The 16894-nt window shown below is 54.9% G+C and carries 18 protein-coding genes, 1 tRNA gene and 1 other RNA gene; 10 read left to right on the top strand and 10 right to left on the bottom strand.

The features are described 5' to 3' along the window. The 4 genes from Q9S52_RS08775 to Q9S52_RS08760 all read left to right on the top strand — a co-directional run. Positions 1 to 326 (top strand): hypothetical protein (locus Q9S52_RS08775; protein WP_304708844.1); only part of this gene is annotated, 326 nt, incomplete at its 5' end. A gap of 9 nt (positions 327 to 335) precedes the next feature. Continuing rightward, the gene (locus Q9S52_RS08770; protein ID WP_304708843.1) at positions 336 to 728 is read left to right on the top strand and encodes a hypothetical protein; all 393 of its coding nucleotides are present in this window, start codon (positions 336 to 338) and stop codon (positions 726 to 728) included. 107 nt (positions 729 to 835) lie between these two features. Further along, a complete protein-coding gene (locus tag Q9S52_RS08765) occupies positions 836 to 1249 on the top strand; it encodes a D-Ala-D-Ala carboxypeptidase family metallohydrolase (protein ID WP_304708845.1) in 414 nt (137 codons plus the stop codon). Further along, positions 1246 to 1506 (top strand): hypothetical protein, encoded by a 261-nt coding sequence (locus Q9S52_RS08760; RefSeq protein WP_304708842.1) that lies wholly within the window; start codon positions 1246 to 1248, stop codon positions 1504 to 1506. Before Q9S52_RS08765 ends, Q9S52_RS08760 begins: the two co-directional genes overlap by 4 nt. A 290-nt stretch (positions 1507 to 1796) precedes the next feature. On the opposite strand, the gene Q9S52_RS08755 is transcribed toward Q9S52_RS08760, so the two are convergent. The 5 genes from Q9S52_RS08755 to Q9S52_RS08735 all read right to left on the bottom strand — a co-directional run bounded on the left by Q9S52_RS08755 (position 1797) and on the right by Q9S52_RS08735 (position 5272). Beyond that, the gene (locus Q9S52_RS08755; RefSeq protein WP_304708841.1) at positions 1797 to 2240 is read right to left on the bottom strand and encodes a hypothetical protein; all 444 of its coding nucleotides are present in this window, start codon (positions 2238 to 2240) and stop codon (positions 1797 to 1799) included. A gap of 2 nt (positions 2241 to 2242) precedes the next feature. Beyond that, positions 2243 to 2503, bottom strand: coding sequence for a hypothetical protein (locus Q9S52_RS08750; RefSeq protein ID WP_304708840.1), 261 nt, complete (start codon positions 2501 to 2503; stop codon positions 2243 to 2245). Between the two features lie 18 nt (positions 2504 to 2521). Then, on the bottom strand, positions 2522 to 3802 hold the full coding sequence (locus tag Q9S52_RS08745; RefSeq protein ID WP_304708839.1) for a tyrosine-type recombinase/integrase: 1281 nt from the start codon (positions 3800 to 3802) through the stop codon (positions 2522 to 2524). Positions 3803 to 3944: 142 nt separating this feature from the next. Next, positions 3945 to 4351: a transfer-messenger RNA gene (ssrA, locus tag Q9S52_RS08740) on the bottom strand. A gap of 162 nt (positions 4352 to 4513) precedes the next feature. Then, on the bottom strand, positions 4514 to 5272 hold the full coding sequence (locus tag Q9S52_RS08735) for a hypothetical protein (protein ID WP_304708838.1): 759 nt from the start codon (positions 5270 to 5272) through the stop codon (positions 4514 to 4516). 472 nt (positions 5273 to 5744) lie between these two features. On the opposite strand from Q9S52_RS08735, the gene Q9S52_RS08730 reads away from it, so the two are divergent. Then, positions 5745 to 6329, top strand: coding sequence for a DUF3109 family protein (locus tag Q9S52_RS08730; protein WP_304708837.1), 585 nt, complete (start codon positions 5745 to 5747; stop codon positions 6327 to 6329). A gap of 1106 nt (positions 6330 to 7435) precedes the next feature. Here the strand turns inward: Q9S52_RS08730 and Q9S52_RS08725 are convergent. Together Q9S52_RS08725 and Q9S52_RS08720 are read right to left on the bottom strand one after the other, a co-directional pair. Continuing rightward, positions 7436 to 7660: a hypothetical protein gene (locus tag Q9S52_RS08725; RefSeq protein WP_304708836.1), complete on the bottom strand. Its 225-nt coding sequence runs from the start codon at positions 7658 to 7660 to the stop codon at positions 7436 to 7438. A gap of 42 nt (positions 7661 to 7702) precedes the next feature. Next, positions 7703 to 7852: a hypothetical protein gene (locus Q9S52_RS08720; protein ID WP_300851050.1), complete on the bottom strand. Its 150-nt coding sequence runs from the start codon at positions 7850 to 7852 to the stop codon at positions 7703 to 7705. A gap of 95 nt (positions 7853 to 7947) precedes the next feature. On the opposite strand from Q9S52_RS08720, the gene Q9S52_RS08715 reads away from it, so the two are divergent. From Q9S52_RS08715 to Q9S52_RS08695, 5 genes are all read left to right on the top strand, one after another. Beyond that, positions 7948 to 8640, top strand: coding sequence for a GIY-YIG nuclease family protein (locus Q9S52_RS08715; protein ID WP_304708835.1), 693 nt, complete (start codon positions 7948 to 7950; stop codon positions 8638 to 8640). Between the two features lie 60 nt (positions 8641 to 8700). Continuing rightward, positions 8701 to 9762 (top strand): MBL fold metallo-hydrolase, encoded by a 1062-nt coding sequence (locus Q9S52_RS08710; RefSeq protein ID WP_304708834.1) that lies wholly within the window; start codon positions 8701 to 8703, stop codon positions 9760 to 9762. A gap of 258 nt (positions 9763 to 10020) precedes the next feature. Beyond that, positions 10021 to 10093, top strand: a tRNA-Gly gene (locus tag Q9S52_RS08705). Positions 10094 to 10443: 350 nt separating this feature from the next. After that, positions 10444 to 11856 carry a glutamate decarboxylase gene (locus Q9S52_RS08700; protein ID WP_304708833.1) on the top strand — a complete coding sequence of 471 codons (1413 nt, stop codon included), beginning with the start codon at positions 10444 to 10446 and terminating at the stop codon, positions 11854 to 11856. A gap of 174 nt (positions 11857 to 12030) precedes the next feature. Further along, positions 12031 to 12483 (top strand): OsmC family protein, encoded by a 453-nt coding sequence (locus Q9S52_RS08695; protein WP_294593666.1) that lies wholly within the window; start codon positions 12031 to 12033, stop codon positions 12481 to 12483. 1167 nt (positions 12484 to 13650) lie between these two features. On the opposite strand, the gene guaB is transcribed toward Q9S52_RS08695, so the two are convergent. The 3 genes from guaB to Q9S52_RS08680 form a co-directional block, all read right to left on the bottom strand. Continuing rightward, positions 13651 to 15123 (bottom strand): IMP dehydrogenase, encoded by a 1473-nt coding sequence (gene guaB, locus Q9S52_RS08690; RefSeq protein WP_297831852.1) that lies wholly within the window; start codon positions 15121 to 15123, stop codon positions 13651 to 13653. A 61-nt stretch (positions 15124 to 15184) separates the two neighbouring features. Further along, positions 15185 to 15592 carry a thioesterase family protein gene (locus Q9S52_RS08685; protein ID WP_304708832.1) on the bottom strand — a complete coding sequence of 136 codons (408 nt, stop codon included), beginning with the start codon at positions 15590 to 15592 and terminating at the stop codon, positions 15185 to 15187. Positions 15593 to 16597: 1005 nt separating this feature from the next. Then, on the bottom strand, positions 16598 to 16894 hold a 297-nt coding region (locus Q9S52_RS08680; RefSeq protein ID WP_304708831.1), incomplete at its 5' end, for a hypothetical protein.

The following is a 16894-nucleotide window of genomic DNA, read 5'->3' as shown; positions in this document are numbered from 1 at the left end:
ATAAGACGACCGACACCTCGACGCGGGTCAAGATCCAGAGCGCGCGGCTGGTGAACGTCTCCTCGCCGTTCTATGTGTCCGTGCGTGAGAGCTTTTATACTCCGCAAGAATATGTGACGATCGAGTGGAACCCGTATTACAACTCCAATGGCCCCGGTTCGACGGCATTCGGACAGTCGTCATTGAACTACGCCTATTTCACGCTGGAGGTGACGTTGGTAACCGGTAAGAAATTCAACATCGAAGGCATCATCACCCGTAACGACTACCAAGCGGGCGTCACGCCGTGGCAGACGCCCCCGCGCAACAAGAATACGCAATATTAAGAGTGAACTATGACCGAATGGCTAACGAATATCAGTAACCTGCTGAGTGTCCTCTCCGCCGCCGGCCTGCTGGGCGGAGGCGTGTGGATGTACCGCCGCGAGAACCGACGTATCAAGCAGGCCGAAGCCGCCCGCGCCGAGGCCGACCTGAACACCCTCGCTGCCCACGAATGGAAGGAGATCGCCGAACATCGCGAACAGAAATTGATAGCCCTCCAAGCAAGTAATGACGAGCTGACGAAACGGGTTACCGGTATGTTCGACACGGTGGGCCAGTGGCGCGACCGCTGCGACGAGAAGGACACCCGCATCCACGAGCTGGAGTTGAAATTGATGTCCGTCGAGATCCGCCTCTGCAACCGTCGCGGCTGTGCCGACCGGGAGCCGCAGTCGGGGTTCTGAGGCTATGCAAAGAAACCGCGCGATGCCTTTACCTGTCGCTGGGATGTGCAAAGAAAATCGTTTTTTTTTTGAATAAGTAGTAACTGAGATTGAAAACAGATTTTAACATGACCTATTTTACCATCGAAGAACTCTGCGTGTCAGACACCGCCCGCCGACGCGGCATCGACAACCGGCCCTCGGCAGCGATCGCCGGCAAGCTGCAAACCCTCATCGAACAGCTGCTCGACCCGATCCGCGCCGCGTGGGGCGGCCCGATTGCCGTAAACAGCGGCTACCGCAGCCCGAAACTGAACGCGGCGGTAGGCGGTGTCTCCACCTCCCAACACCTGCGCGGCGAGGCGGCCGACATCACCGTGGGAACCCCGGCCGAAAACAAGCGGCTGTTCGACAAAATTTTGGAAATGCAGGCCGCCGGAAAGATCGCATTCGACCAGCTGATCGACGAATCCGGTTACAAGTGGATCCACATCTCCTACCGCGCAGGAGCAAACAGAAACCAAACACTACACCTCAAATGAAACACATATTCCTTTATAGTATAGTAGCATTCGGAGGATGGATGCTGACCGGCTGCGCGACCTCGAAGCGCGTGCACGAAACGTTGCAAACCACAACAGCAGTAAACGAACAGACCGACCTACGCGCGGAATCCCGCCAAACAACCAAAGCGATCGCACACACTGCGACCGAGTCCACCAGCGCCGAATCCGAAGATGCCCGGCGGATCGAGCTGGAGTTCGACACGACCCGGCCGGTCGATTCCGCCACCGGCTGACCGCCGCTCAAGCGCGTTATCGTCATCGATCGCCGCCGGAACCGGGAAACCGACACCCACCGGCAGACGGTGGACACACTCAAACAACAAACGGAAACCACGCTCCAAGACAATACTCGCCGCGAAACCCAATCCGAGGCGATCGCCGACCGACAAACCGAAAAGAAAGCCCGATCACAGTGGCAGCTATGGCTGACCGCCGGCCTCATCCTCCTCGCCCTCGCTTGGGCCGCATGGAAAAGGTGGGGAAGGGAGTAAAAAAGAGGTATCTTTATGGATACCTCTTATGTTTAGATAGATAAAACCTGTTCTGAAAATCTGTCTTTATAATCATCATCCCATATCAATTGAATTTTTAAAGTAGGTACAAACCCCTCTGTACAAAAGAATATAAGATCAAATTTATCATAAGGCGTTAAGAGTTCATACGGAAGTTTTTCATCAAATCTAAACAAGATGAGTCCCTCTGTCTCACTCAAAATATTCAGTCTTATATTACGAGCATTCGCTTGGCCTTTATTATAAATTCTCAGTACACGTCTCCCTTTCTCTTCCTTAATGATATTTCCTTTGACATCTGCACTTCGTTTCAATATTTCTTCCTCTTCATGTTTTTGTATGGCTATCGCATTGAGTCTTTTTTCTTGATCTTTTAGTTTCTTGTCATGTTTGAAAAAAGTATAAACTGACATTAACAAAGCTCCTGCGGAAATCATCCAATCCAATATTTTCATGACTATTTTATTTTAAAGCATTTATGTTTTCTCGTTATTGAATTCAACGATGAAATGAGTTTCTGTTTTAACTCTTTTTCTATCTCAGTTTTGAATGATTCTATGTGCTGAGTAATGTGTTCTTGGTTAAGCTCAACGACCTCATCGTAGCCACCTAAATATTCGCGGCCACAACAATTACATTTTACATGGGATTGTACTTGAGTGAATTCCAAATCTTCACTACCACAAGTAGTGCAACGCAAAGTGATTTCTCGTTTCATAAGATTCTAATGTTTGGTTCAATAGCAAAGGAAAGTGCGTACGCTGCATTTTACAAGAGAAATCAATATTTTTTTGAGAAAAAGATTACAATCCTTCAAAAAATCCGGGCGGAAGTTCGCCACTTTCTCTGAGCGTTCGCCGAAGTGACGGCGGATGTAGTGGATCGTAGATTCGAAATCCCGGTGGCCGAGATGGTTTCGCACCTCCACGATCGACGCGCCCGACTCCAGCAATTTACCGGCTGCCGTGTGTTTCAGGGAGTAGAACTTGTAGCCCGACGGTAGGTGAAGCCGTTCCCGAAACTCCCGGAACCGACGGTTAAAGTAGTTCTTGCCCCACGGGATCGGCCCCGGCTCTCCATCGTTACCAAAAACGTAGTGCGAAGCAGCGTAGTCGGTAATTCTATGCTTTCGACACAGCTCTATCAATGCCTCCGGCATCGTGATGTTACGCGCTCCGGTCTTGCCGTTTGCTGCCCGAATGTGGACGGTCTGCGTAAAGAGATTGATGTCCTCCACTTTTAGTAGCCGAAGTTCGTTTCCCGGTCGGCAACACAGGAAAAACTCGAACATGCAGGCCACAAAAAACTGTGGATCTTCCTTGGCCACCAAAGCCAGCAGCTTCTGCATGTCGCAATCGGCGATCGGCCGGGCGGCCATGTCCTGACGCTTCGGAGGTTTCGGAATGGTAGTAGTAGGTAGGCGGTCGATCAGTTTTCGGGACAAACAGTATTTGAAAAACTGGTTCAGATTCTGCTGGTACTTTTCGATCGACAGACGATCCAGCTGCCGTTCCTGAATCAGATAGGTAACGAAACGATTGATAACGGCATCATCGATTTCATATACCCGCCGATCGATCAGGTCGTTTTTCTCCAACCACAGCACGAAAATCCGGAGTTTGGATACATAGCTCTCCATCGACTTCTTCGATACCGACAGCCGCTTCTCTTCAATGAATTTCGAGACATGTCGCCGAATATGAGAACCATCCCGCCGTTGTGTCCCGAACATACCGGCAATAGCCTGATACTCGGTCTCGTCGGAGTAGATAACCGCATCGTCCGCCCACGGCCGCCAACCGGCTCGGAGCTTGAGCGTATATTCTTTGATGATTTTGGCGGCCAGTTTGGTCTCTTCCTGCCTGTCCGCACACGCTTTGAATCCCCGTACGATCCGGTATCGTTCCAAACGATCCGTCCGCGGGTTATAGACCGAGTAGAGGACGCACAAGCGCCCCTTGAATGTGGAAGCCTTTGGAAGAATAACTTCCACCTTTCTGAAATTCCGAGTTCTCATAAGGCATCTGTGTTTGAAGTATCCCCATACTCAAGAATACAGAAGCCCTCAGGAGCGGTTAATTGGCCACTATACAAAAGTGCACCAAATTAACCGCGGAATGAATTTCATAAATCGCTATAAATCAATGATTTACAGCGATTCGTGGAGCTGGAGGGAATCGAACCCTCGTCCAAACGAGGAACCCCGAAGTGTTCTACATGCTTAGTCTTCGCTTCGTTGTCGGGAGGGGGCCAGGAGGAAGACGTCCGAACCCGATCCGTAGTCCGTTGTGTTTCGCCCCTCGGCCCGGACTGCCGGGAGGCTATCTCTCAATTGATTGATACCCGTTGCCGAAACGGGCTGAAAGCGGTCCCTTTCCGGCGGGTACTCGTCGGCCCGGCTCCTTGGCCGGGCGGATTAAGGTAATGTCACTTGGTGAGATTACGCAGCGAGTGCATAGCTGTTATTGCCATTTGTAGTTTGAAAGTTCCGTTTAACGAGGTCCCTTACAACCCTCGGCATGCTTGCCCCGAGACTCTTAACCCGCTGTCAAAACCGGTCAGCCCCAAGCAATGGTATAACGGTGCGCAGGTATGGCAAATTGTGCGCCGAACGGGTGCAAAGGTATGAAAAAAGTGCCGTCGGTGCAAGGGGGTGTTCCCGAGGAGCTGGCGGCGGGATGAAAAAGGAAAGCCGCCTGCTTGGAGTGGGACGGGGGTATTATGTCGTTTAAAAAGTCACTCCGATTTTCAGTCGCACGGCTTGTGTCAACTCTTTTTCCACTTCTGAAATTTCATAATATGAACTCTCCGCTTTCAATTGAAGTTGCATCAGCGAATAGCCGACGCCGAAAGTTACGGATGCCCGGTTCGAGACCCGGAAAGCGACTCCCAGTGCGGGTTCGAATAGCACTCCGCCGCGATAGGTGACGGTCGTATAATAGCGATTGTAGACTTCCGATCTCTTGGTGGAAATGTTATATCCGAGGTTTAGTGTCAAAAAAGGCGAGGTGTTTCTATCCAACAGGTTGAATCGTCCCTGAATGAATACCGGAATGGTGACGAAATTTTCGCCATTGGTAAAGATATTGAATCCTACGCCGCCTCCGAGGAAACAATACGGATTGAAGCGGTAGCCGTTGACGATATCCAGTTCGAACCGCCCGGCATAGCCGCTTACTCCGATTCCATAGCCTGCTTCGACGAAACCTTCGTAGCCGTTCGATTTACTCAAAAACTGATTCGGGCGGGTTCGAGAGCGGTTCCATGCTTGTTCCCGGGTCATTTTACTGATTTCATCCATTTGATAGACGAAAATATTGCCGTCACGTGTCTCGATTTTCAACGATTTGCCAGGTATCTGTTCGATGATCGTCCCACGGATGATCGAGCCGTTTTGCAGATAGATGACGTCTTGTAAATTGGTGTTCTGCGCAAGTGTGATGCTCGAAAAAAGCGACACGACACACAAGAGAAGAAGTTTTTTCATCTTTTTCGAAAAGATATCGTCCTTCCGACTCCGCGAAAGACTGGGTGTTTAGAAAAAGAAAGTGTGGAGTCGTTAGTTTATCCGATAGGAGGCTCTGGTAAGCCCAAACGCAAATAAACAATACCCCACACCTGTATAGAGTACAACCTCAGAATGAGATGCACTTAATACAAGTGACGAGTGTTATTGCTATCCTTGCGTTTTTGAAATTTACCAGATTTCCTATCAAGGACAAAAGCTAAACACTTTCATCAATATGTCTGCCGGAAGCCATGCTCCCGACACCGACAAAGATAGAAAATGTTTCGCACAGAAAACACTCTGCATGGGGTATTGCATGGGCAAAGGTCGGCCAAACTTTCCGAAAATCCGCTATTGATCGGAAACTATGTTCGGTGTATGTTTACCGGACGGGGGCGATTTGGGGAAGAAACTCTATCTTTGTTGCATACATTACGGGAAAGGACTTGAAATGATACAGATAGACGATAAAATCATCAGTTTGGAGCTCTTTACGGCTCGTTTTTGTTGCGATCTGGGGGCATGCCGCGGGGAGTGTTGTGTGGAGGGTAATGCGGGGGCTCCGCTCGATGCGGAGGAGGTGGCGGAGTTGGAAAACGAGTGGGAGCACTATGCGCCGTACATGACGCAGGAGGGGATCGGGGTGGTGGAGCGGCTGGGGGTGGCGGTGACGGACGAAGAGGGTGACCTCACGACGCCGCTGGTCGCGGCCGGGGCGGAGTGTGTCTATGCGATCCGGGAGAATGGGGTGACGTGGTGTGCGATCGAAAAGGCGTGGCGGGAGGGCCGCACGCCGTTCCGAAAACCGATTTCGTGTCATCTCTATCCGATTCGGCTGGTGAGGCTCTCGAACGGGATGACGGGGTTGCAGTATCACCGGTGGGAGGTCTGCCGGGCGGCGGAGGTGCTGGGGGCGGAGCGGGGGGAACCGCTCTATAGGACGCTGCGGGAGCCGATCATCCGTCGTTTCGGCGAGGCGTTTTTCCGTGAAATGGAGGCGTGCGAAGCGGAACTCCGCAAAATGGGGGAAATATGACGGGGAAGTGAATCTTCGGAGGCGGTTTTGGGTGGCTTGCCCACGAGTGATCGTAGGTTGGGCGGAGCTGATTAAGCGAAACGCAGCTTGAGGATGTTAGCATCCGTCTAAAGTTTCTTTGGTTCTTTCTGTTCACAGAAAGAACAGTACCCTCAAATTAAAGCGCGCGCCGCCGCCTAAAGAGGGAAATCGTCAAAATGTGCTGGCACGTTTTGACAAGATTTCCCCAGGCGCGCGAACAGAGAACTGGGGTAGAGGCTGGCATTAAAACGCCCTGTGGGCGCGCCCGCCCGCGTAAAGAGGGCATATTCTGCCGGTTGGCACTCGGCCAATCCGGCAAGAATTGCCGCGGGCGACGGGAATAGGGATAGGCCCGGCTATCTTTCGGGTGCCGAGCGGCTCCGGCGGAGCGACAGCGGAGCCGCAGTGAGGCTGATACGGGCGGAGAACTGGGACGAGCTTTGGGCTGTGTCTGTTCTTCAGGCTCGAAAACCGGCTACGGTTTTCGAGCCGCGCAGGGCCAAGCAAAGGGCTTGGCTTTGGGCGATGGGTTGGGCCGAGCTGTTGGCCGTGCTTTGGGCCGAGAGCGAGTAGCTAAGTCCCCGTGACAACGGTCGGCCCGCAGCCCCCGGATGCGGAGGGGACGCACAGCGTCTTTTATTGGCCGCCTCGGCCTTAATATTCGTTCTCCGCTGGCTGCGGCCGAAAACAAATTGGCTGAGCTTCTGCGGCTCGCAGAGCCGCGCGGGCCGAAGCCTCCCGCCGCGGAGGCCCGCAACTCAACGTTGCTTTTGGGCCCCGCAGGCTTCAGCCCGTCCAAGAGAGTAGGGTAGCCCAGCCCCTTATTCACCGCCCCACTCCTTTCCCGTTTATTCCGAGAGGCAACGCAACTGAAGACCAGAAGAGCGACCGGTTTTCTGGCTTGTTTGGAGCTGGGAAGCGTAAAAATCCAAGTATAGACCGTAAATGTGGTTAATCATAGCACTCCAGACAAAACCGCCATTTCCCAGATTATACAATACACCTGCATTGCGGAGGCCCGGGACGGTTTTATGCGGCTCATCGCTGGCGGCGGACTGCGCTTAAGCAAAAAGCGTGTCCCTCGTTTATTCCGAGAGGCAACGCAACTGAAGACCGAAGCCGCGACTGTCCAGCGTAGTCGGATTGAGCCTTTGTACTCCGAAATTCAGGGTTATGCAACAGGCATACTCTTCACGGGGAGAGGTAGCGGGGGAAAAACCGAAACCTCCGTCGCCGACATTCCAAGCTTTACCGTCTCCGTAACCGCGGTAGCCCGGGGCGGTGTCGTTCGGCACTCTAACCACAGACAACCCCAATTGTTCATTGTTCCTCGCGAACACGTGTCTTTCCGTTTATTCCGAGAGGCAGCGCAACTGAAAACCGTAGGCACAGTAGTACGTGCCTGTGGAACGAAGCCACGTCACGCCAAAATCCAAGAATACACCATAACCCTCCCTTGAGGCAGACGACCAACTGTAGCCGTAATTGCCCACGCCTAACAAATCGCCTGAGTTTGCAAGGTGGTTGTCCGGGGCGGGAACCGGCGGTTCGGGGCCAAATTGTGCGAATCGCCGTTTTTTCGTATCTTCCGGTCGCTATGTATGTGCCCGATTCCACCTATCCGATTCATATTTACGTCCTTCAGCTCGAAGACGGCTTCTGGTACGTGGGAAAAACGCACCATCCCGACGGACGGTATCGACAACATCTCCACGGAAAGGGGGCTGAATGGACTAAATTGCATAAGGTCGTCCGGTGTTCGGAGCGGCAGGTCTTCTATGTTGAGACCGAATACGACGAAGATAAGTATGAAAACCGGGTGACGATCGAGTGGATGGAACGCGAAGGGTGGCAACGGGTGAGGGGAGGAAGCTGGTGCGAAGTCTCGGAGGAGAAGACCCTCCGGAAACTGCATCGTTGCGGCTATTTCCGCCAGGTCAAAGCCTCGAAGCAGCAGTTCGCGGCACAGGCCCTGGTGCGTTATGTCTTGGAGTTGCGGGATGGAAAATATTTTGTCGGTTATACGCGAGACCTGAAGCGCACGTTGCGAAAACATGAGTACGGAAGGGGGGCCGAGTGGACGAAAAAATACAAACCGGTGGGGCTGGTCCAGGCCGATCCGTTCGAAACGCCTATGGGCAGTGTCCGAAATCGGCGGGATGTCGATCCGCTGGTGATCGAATGTTTCGGGCGGTACGGATACGAAAATGTACGGGGCGGGTCGTTCTCGGCGGTGGACGAGGACGACCATCTCGAAGCCTTGATCCGATACGGCGTTGCGCTCGATTGACGGGGAGACGTCTTGAATGCTGAATAAATTGGGAGTGTCGAAGTGAAAATAGTTGTACGAATGGGAGTTGTCTTATTGGGGCTGGTGGCGATTGCGGGGATAGCGGCAGTCGTGTTTCTCAACCGGCCGCAGTTCGGTCGGCTGCCGCGCGGCGAACGGAAGGAACGGATCGAGAGGTCGCCGAATTTCCGGGACGGGGAGTTTCGGAACCGGCAGGCGACGGTGATGATGGCGTCGAAGGGGGGATGGTGGAGGACGGTGTGGAAGTTCCTCTTTCGGGAGGATGCGGCGGGGGTGAGGCCGACGGAACCGATGGAGGTGACGCGAACCGATCTGAAAGCGTTGGATGCGAACCAAGAGTTGCTGGTGTGGTTCGGGCATTCGTCCTATTTGGTGCAGACGGCCGGGCGGCGGATACTGGTCGATCCGGTTTTTTGCCGGGCTGCGCCGGTCTCGTTCGTCAACCGTCCGTTTGCGGCTACGGATGCGTATGCGCCGGAGGACATGCCGAGGATCGACTATCTGGTCATTACGCATGACCATTGGGATCATTTGGATTACGAGACGGTGGTGCGACTCCGCGAGCGGGTCGGGCGGGTGGTCTGTCCGTTGGGGGTGGGCGAGCATTTCGAATATTGGGGGTTCGAACCGGAACGGATCGTCGAACTGGACTGGGACGAGGAGGCGATGACGGAGGAGGGATTCAGGGTGGTTTGTCTGCCGACGCGTCACTTCTCGGGACGCGGCTTGCGGCGGAACCGGACGCTGTGGGTTTCGTTTCTGATCGATTCGCCGACGCAGCGCATCTACATCGGAGGGGATGGCGGATACGACGATCGGTTTGCGGATATCGGACGCCGGTTTCCGGGTATCACGCTGGCGATGCTCGAAAACGGTCAGTACAACGAGGCGTGGCGGTACATTCACACGATGCCGGAGTATTTGGGACGTGCGGCGAGGGAGCTGGGGGCGGAACGGATCGTGACGGTGCATCACTCGAAGTATGCGCTGGCGCGGCATGCGTGGGATGAGCCTCTGGAGCATGCGCGGAGGTTGGCGGAGCGGGATTCGTTACCGGTCGTGATGCCGGGGATCGGAGAGGTGGTGAGGCTGGGCAACTGAATCGAGTGTTGAGGTTTTCGATGCTTGGGGGTATCGGAAAAGGGAAAAATATTTGGCGTAATCGAAAATAGGTGTTATTTTTGCTGCCGGATTCGCAGCGAGGGCTTGAGGAGAATATCCATTGGGTAGGCCGGGGAGAAACATATTAGTGCGGAAATAGCTCAGTTGGTAGGACACAACTTTGCCCGAAACGGCGGTTCAGCCGTTTCCGAGAGGGGGTTCCAACCGCGGCAAGGGATAGGGGCGAAACATATAATTGCGGAAATAGCTCAGTTGGTAGAGCACAACCTTGCCAAGGTTGGGGTCGCGAGTTCGAGTCTCGTTTTCCGCTCGGAGACGGACAGCTTTTATGAGCTGTCCGTTTTTTTGTTTGGAGGAGGGTGGAGGCTTCGGAGAACATAGACCTGGGTCTCCTTTGAAGGGTTCGGGAGAGAGAGGTTCCGGCGCGCAGCGTGGGCTCGGAGTACGTTTCCCGCTTAGGACGCCTGATAATCACACCGATTATCAGGCGTTTTTGTTGCGAGATTGCAACAAAAACGCAGGTTGTTGTTCTTTCAAACGGGCGGTCGAAATTTTGCCGCGGAGCCGGGCGGGTATGGCACAGTATTTGGAACGTATCAGGGCGTCCTCCACAATAGGAGAACGAAGTATTTAAATAACTCATTCAAAAACATTCTAATCATGAAAAAGTTCCCGATGCTCAAAAATGATGTGATCGACACGCCTATCTTCGGTTCTAACGAAGAACAACGCGTGGCTCCGAAAACTGAGATAACCAAGGAGGGTACGGCGGAGGATATCGCCTATCAGATCGTTCATGACGAAGCGATGCTCGACGGGAACTCCCGTCTGAATCTCGCTACGTTCGTCACTACCTGGATGGATGACAGCGCACGTCGAATCATGTCCGAAACCATGGACAAAAACATGATCGACAAAACGGAATATCCGCAAACGGCCGAAATCGAACGCCGGTGTGTGAATATGATCGCTAAGCTGTGGAACTCGCCGGAGGCGGACGGTAAACAGTACTGTATGGGTACCAGTACCGTGGGGTCGTCGGAGGCGTGTATGCTCGGGGCGCTGTCGGCACTGTTCAGATGGAAAAAACGGCGCCAGGCGGCGGGTAAACCGACCGACAAACCCAATTTCGTGATCTCGTCCTGCTTTCAGGTGGTGTGGGAAAAGTTCGCTATCTACTGGGATGTCGAAATGCGGCAGGTGCCGATTACGGCGGAGCACATCACGCTCGATCCGGAACAGGTCGTCAAACTCTGCGACGAAAATACCATCTGTGTGGTGCCGATCCAGGGGGTGACGATCACGGGGTTGAACGACGATGTGAAGGCGCTCGACGATGCGATCGACAAACTCAATACGCAGAACGGGTGGGAAATCTGTATCCACGTCGATGCGGCGACGGGCGGATTCATCCTGCCGTTCATCTATCCGGAGGTCGAGTGGGATTTCAGGCTCAAATGGGTGCTCTCGATCAGTACGTCGGGGCATAAGTTCGGGCTGGTCTATCCGGGGCTCGGATGGGTGATTTGGAAAGACAAGTCTTATCTGCCGAAGGAGATGAATTTCGCGGTCAATTATCTGGGGGCCGAGGTGCCGAGCATCTCGATCAACTTCTCGAGGCCGGGGAATCAGGTGTTGGCGCAGTACTATCAGTTGATCCGGCTCGGGTGGAACGGTTATCACGATGTACAGGCCAGCTCGCTGAATGTCTGCCTCTACCTGCGGGAAGAGCTCCGAAAGATGGGGATTTTCGAATTCTTCTCGGATGAGATGCCGAACCCGCTCTTTATCTGGAAACTGAAGGAGGATCCGAAGCGGAAATGGACGCTGTACGATTTGTCGGATCGGCTGCATATCCAGGGCTGGCAGGTGCCGGCTTATACGATGCCGGCCGATATGGAGGATGTCATCATTATGCGGATTGTGGCGCGGCAGGGGGTTGGGATCGATTTGGCGGATTTGCTGATGAAGGATCTCAAGGCGTGTGTGGCTCAGCTCGATGCATTGGAGAACCCGACAAACAGTGCGGAGGAGTGGGCTAAGAAGCGGCGGTGCTTCGACCATATCCGTTAGGTGAGGTTCCGGAGTTTTCCGACCGAATGAATGAGAACCGCCTTATGTCCGGCTGATGGGATATAAGGCGGTTCTTTTGGTGCGGGGCCGGGTGTTTTTCTTCGAGGGGGGTACAAGGTGTCGTTTTCGGTCGTATTTTTGATACGCTATTTTTCTCGATCAAAAGAATTCGTTATGGACAAGGTTGTTTTGAATTGGCAGGGGGGGATGCAGTATGATGCGCATATCGGCGAACACACGATTGTGGTGGATGCGTCGGAAGAGATGGGGGGGATGAATCTGGGGGCGCGGCCGAAGCCGTTGTTGCTGGTGGCGCTGGCGGGGTGTACGGGGATGGATATCGCTTCGTTGGCGCGCAAAATGAGGGTCGATTTCACGCGGATCGAGATCGAGGCGGAGGCGGACAAAACGGAGGAGGTGCCGTCGCTGTACACGGCGATGAGGTTGAGGTATCGGTTCGAAGGGGAGGGGATAGAGCCGGCCAAACCGCTGAAAATGGTGGCGTTGTCGCAACAGCGTTATTGCGGGGTGTCGGATATGTTGCGTCGGGTGGCGCCGATCTCGATCGAGGTCTATCTCAATGGGGAGCGGATCGATGAGCGGGATGTGATGTCGATGGAGTTGTAGCTTTTTTGCACGCGGGGTGGAGTATGGGGCGTGGCTTTGGGCGGAGTATTGGGCTTTGCTTTTGGCTGTGCTTGGGGTTTGGATTTGGGGCTGAACTTTTGCGACTCGCAGAGTCGCGCAGTCCGCCGCCCGGCAGGCGGAGGGCTGCAACTCGTCGGGGCTCGTTGCGCCTCCGCTGGCGGCGAACTGTTGTCGCGTATAGAACGAATGGGCTGTGCTTTTGCGGTTCGTAGAACCGCCGGACTTGTCGCTGAATTTAGCCGATTTGGGCGGTGCTGGTGGCGGAGTTTTGCGACCCTTTAGGGTCGCGCGGGCCGAAGCCTCCCGCAGCGGAGGCCCGCAACTAACGTTGCCGTGGGCCCCGCAGGCTTCGCCCGCACAAAGTCAAGCCACAGAAAGGGTAGGCCCGGCTAGCTTTCGCGTGCCGAGCGGCACCCCGTTTATTCCGAGAGGCAGCGCAACGGAAGACCGTGGGCGCGATGGTTTTTGCTGTCGGGGTTGAGTATGGTCGGGTCGAAACTCAAAAACAAGCTTTGGGAGCCGATGACGGTTGAAGAGTAGCAAAATCCATGACAACCCATGTTCCACAGGTTGCCTGTCGTAGGTGCGCGGAAGCCCGGTTCGAATGCCGAGCGGTACCGTTTATTCCGAGAGGCAACGCAACTGAAGACCGTGAGCCCGACCGCTCGAATTGCTCGGATAGAGTGAAGTTATGGCGAGGTCAAAATATTGACCGTAAATGTCGTTCGTGGCGGAAGACCAGCTGAATCCGCTGCTACCTGTATTGCTTAGCGTTCCTACATAATAGCCGCGGAAGCCCGGGGCGGTCTGACCCGTTTATTCCGAGAGGCACCGCAACGGAAAACCGTAGCCGCGATAGTCCACGCTGCTGGGATTGAGGTACTGCGTGCCGAAGTTCAAGAACACGCCGCTGGGCTCTCTGGCTGAGGAAAGCCAACTGTAACCGCTGCCGCCAATGCCGCCCGGTGTGCCCGAGCTGTAGCTGCGGTTGCCCGGGGCGGAAAGCGGAGATTTGGACGATGTGTCGGCAGAGCCCGAGAGAGGGCACAGAGGAAAGATGGAAAGTAAAAAAATCAGAAAGCGCGTTTCTCCAGAACAAAGAGAAATGCGCTTTCTGAAAATATAGAAGGGCTCAAAAATAGGAGGCTAATCTTGTCTGCTGTAGTTGGGCGCTTCGCGCGTAATCGTCACGTCGTGCGGATGGCTCTCTTGCATCCCCGATGCGGTGATCCGAACGAATTTTGCGCCTTTCAAAGCTTCAATGTCTTTCGCGCCGCAGTAGCCCATCCCGGCGCGCAAACCGCCGATAATCTGATAAATCACTTCGGCGAGCTGTCCTTTATACGGCACGCGGGCAGCGATCCCTTCCGGCACCAGCTTCTTCACGTCGTCTTCGGCGTCCTGGAAGTAGCGGTCTTTCGATCCTTTTTGCATGGCTTCCAACGAGCCCATGCCGCGGTAGGTCTTGAATTTACGACCGTTGTAGATAATGGTCTCTCCGGGCGACTCTTCCACGCCGGCGAACATCGAACCGGCCATCACGCAGTCTGCGCCGGCGGCAATTGCTTTGACGATATCTCCCGTATACCGAATCCCTCCGTCCGCAATCACCGGAACGTCGCTGCCTTTCAAGGCCGATGCCACGTCGTAGACGGCATTGAGCTGCGGTACGCCGACGCCGGCGATGATCCGGGTGGTGCAGATCGAACCGGGCCCGATGCCGACTTTCACGCCGTCGGCTCCTGCGGCTACGAGCATCTTGGCGGCCTCTGCGGTGGCGATATTCCCGACAACGACGTCCAAATCGGGGTATTTCGCTTTTACTTCTTTGAGCTTTTCGACTACGCCGCGCGAGTGTCCGTGTGCGGTGTCGATCACAATGGCGTCTGCGCCGGCTTCATAGAGTGCCGCCACGCGTTCCATGGTGTCGTGGGTGACGCCGACGCCTGCCGCTACGCGCAACCGTCCTTTGGAGTCTTTCGCTGCGTTCGGGTTGTCCTGTACTTTCGTAATGTCTTTGTAGGTGAGCAGGCCGACGAGTTTCCCGTTGTCGTCGATCACGGGCAGTTTCTCGATCTTGTTGTTGAGCAGGATCTTGGCGGCTTCGTTCAGGTCCGGATTGTGGGTCGTCACGAGGTTGTCTTTGGTCATCACGTCCTTGATGCGCTTGGCGGCGTCGGTCTGGAACCGCAGGTCGCGGTTGGTGACGATCCCGATGAGTTTGCGGTCGTCGTCGATCACCGGTATCCCGCCGATTTTGTTGTCGTGCATCAGGGTTTTGGCTTCGCCGACGGTGCCGTCTGCTTTGATGGTGATCGGGTCGTAGATCATCCCGTTTTCTGCCCGTTTCACTTTGCGCACCTGATGGGCCTGGGCTTCGATGGGCATGTTCTTATGGATGACGCCGATCCCGCCCTGACGGGCGATGGCGATGGCGAGTTCCGCTTCGGTCACGGTATCCATGGCGGCCGAAACGATCGGGGTGTTGATGGGCACGTGGCGTGAAAATCGTGAAGCGACTTTGACTTCGCGCGGCAGGACTTCGGAGTAGGCGGGAACGAGAAGCACGTCGTCGAATGTGAGGCCTTCGGCGACGATTTTTTCATCTATGAACGACATAATGGGTACCGGTTAATAAATTTTGGCAAAGGTAATGCTTTTTGTCGAAATGTGGGGCGGTTTAGCGGAAAAAGGGGGCGAGTTTTTCCAATAGGGCTTGCGGTGGGCGGCAGGCGGTCTTGGTGTCGGCGTGCATGAAGGCGAGGGTCACGGAGCCGGTGGTGATTCGTTCGCCGTTTTCGCGGAAAACTTCGTAGTCGAATCGGATCTTCACGCCGGGAAGCTCGCGCAGGGTGGTGCGGACGGTGAGCAGGTCGTCGTAATAGGCTGGGTTCTTGTAGTTTACTTCGACTTTCAGCACGGGGAGCATGACGCCGTTCGCTTCGATTTCGGCGTTCGGCAGCCCGATGCTGCGCATCAGTTCGGTGCGTCCCATGTCGAACAGTTCAACGTAATGGGAGTGGTAGAAAAACCCCATACGGTCTACGTCGCCGTAGGGTACGCGGAATTGGGTGTCGTATGTGATCATAGTATGAATGTTTGGCGGAATCGGGTGGTGGGTTCCGGGTTATTGTCTGTGTTTTGCGGGCGACGGGTTGGGGCGTCGGCAGCTTGAGGATGCGTCAGCATCCGTCTAAAGTTTTTTCGGTTCCTTTTATGAACAAAAGGAACAGTTTGAGGCGGGACAGAGCTCGATCGCGCGCGACCGCTGGAGTAGGAAATCATTCAAACGCATGATTTGTGTTTGAATAAGATTTCCGCCAGCGCGCGGACAAAGAACGGAGCGAGGAATTGGGCCGAGGCTGCCCACTCCGAGTGCCGGAAGGCACCGCCCGCCCGGCGTAAGGGCAGTACCCTCCTGTAGCCAAAGACGCGCGCCACGCCTAAAGGAGCGATTCAGCTATTTCGGCGGTAAGCCGAATATAGATGAATCGCGCAGGCGCGCGAAAACGCGGCGGAGCGACAACGGAGCCGCAGTGAGGCTGACACGGGGCGGAGAATTGGGGCGAGCTTTGGGCTATGCTTGTTCTTCAGGCGGGAAAACCGTATCCGGTTTTCCCGCCGCGCTGGGCCGAGCTTGGGGCTGGGCAGGGGCGGTGGATTGGGCAGCTTTTGACAGGTTTTGGGCCGCGAGCGAATAGCTAAGTCCTCGTGACAACGGTCGGCCCGCAGCCCCCGGATGCGGAGGGGACGCACAGCGTCTTTTACTGGCCGCCTCAGCCTTAATATTCGTTCTCCGCTGGCTGCGGCCGAAAACAAATTGGCAGTGCTCTTGTGAGCCGTAGGGTTGTGTGGGCCGAAGCCTTCCGCAGCGGAGGGACGCACAGCGTCTTTTGCTGTCAGCCTCTACCCTAAACCCCGCAGGTTTCAACCCGCTAAGGCAATTGTATTTTCGCAAGCTCGATTGCGCCCCGCTAGCGGCGGACTGCTAAGACCGAGAGCGAGTAGTGCGATTTTCAAACCGCAGGTGTTAATTCAAAGAGCAAATTAAAGTAGTTCGAGCCTATTGTCCATTGCGAGCGCGCACCTCCGTTTATTCCGAGAGGCAGCGCAACGGAAAACCGTTGGCGCGGTCGTCCGAGTAGTCGGTGCCGAGGGCCTGCGAAGAGAAAATCAAGTCCAGGCCGCCAATGTCGTCCGTGGCGGAAGACCAATTGTACCCACGGTGGCCGACGCTTGTCAGGCCGCCCAATCGCCCTGTATTGCCTCCGTCGCGGTAGCCCGGGGCGCACCCTTCGGGTGGTTTACTGGCCGCCTCTACCCCCATTCTTTTTTCGCGCGCCATGACGCGAACGCGTCGGCCGTGCGGGCCCCACGTCCCGTGGACGGG

This window comes from uncultured Rikenella sp. (assembly GCF_948810725.1).
Classification (GTDB): Bacteria; Bacteroidota; Bacteroidia; order Bacteroidales; family Rikenellaceae; genus Rikenella.
This window is presented reverse-complemented; position numbering and strand designations above follow the sequence as displayed.

Excerpts from the sequence above, each read along its gene's own strand:
- Q9S52_RS08685 (WP_304708832.1), bottom strand. The coding sequence starts at position 15,592 with ATGATCACATACGACACCCAATTCCGCGTACCCTACGGCGACGTAGAC.
- guaB (WP_297831852.1), bottom strand. The coding sequence starts at position 15,123 with ATGTCGTTCATAGATGAAAAAATCGTCGCCGAAGGCCTCACATTCGAC.
- Q9S52_RS08765 (WP_304708845.1), top strand. The coding sequence starts at position 836 with ATGACCTATTTTACCATCGAAGAACTCTGCGTGTCAGACACCGCCCGC.
- Q9S52_RS08755 (WP_304708841.1), bottom strand. The coding sequence starts at position 2,240 with ATGAAAATATTGGATTGGATGATTTCCGCAGGAGCTTTGTTAATGTCA.
- Q9S52_RS08715 (WP_304708835.1), top strand. The coding sequence starts at position 7,948 with ATGTATGTGCCCGATTCCACCTATCCGATTCATATTTACGTCCTTCAG.
- Q9S52_RS08710 (WP_304708834.1), top strand. The coding sequence starts at position 8,701 with ATGGGAGTTGTCTTATTGGGGCTGGTGGCGATTGCGGGGATAGCGGCA.
- Q9S52_RS08750 (WP_304708840.1), bottom strand. The coding sequence starts at position 2,503 with ATGAAACGAGAAATCACTTTGCGTTGCACTACTTGTGGTAGTGAAGAT.
- Q9S52_RS08760 (WP_304708842.1), top strand. The coding sequence starts at position 1,246 with ATGAAACACATATTCCTTTATAGTATAGTAGCATTCGGAGGATGGATG.
- Q9S52_RS08745 (WP_304708839.1), bottom strand. The coding sequence starts at position 3,802 with ATGAGAACTCGGAATTTCAGAAAGGTGGAAGTTATTCTTCCAAAGGCT.
- Q9S52_RS08735 (WP_304708838.1), bottom strand. The coding sequence starts at position 5,272 with ATGAAAAAACTTCTTCTCTTGTGTGTCGTGTCGCTTTTTTCGAGCATC.
- Q9S52_RS08730 (WP_304708837.1), top strand. The coding sequence starts at position 5,745 with ATGATACAGATAGACGATAAAATCATCAGTTTGGAGCTCTTTACGGCT.
- Q9S52_RS08770 (WP_304708843.1), top strand. The coding sequence starts at position 336 with ATGACCGAATGGCTAACGAATATCAGTAACCTGCTGAGTGTCCTCTCC.
- Q9S52_RS08700 (WP_304708833.1), top strand. The coding sequence starts at position 10,444 with ATGAAAAAGTTCCCGATGCTCAAAAATGATGTGATCGACACGCCTATC.
- Q9S52_RS08695 (WP_294593666.1), top strand. The coding sequence starts at position 12,031 with ATGGACAAGGTTGTTTTGAATTGGCAGGGGGGGATGCAGTATGATGCG.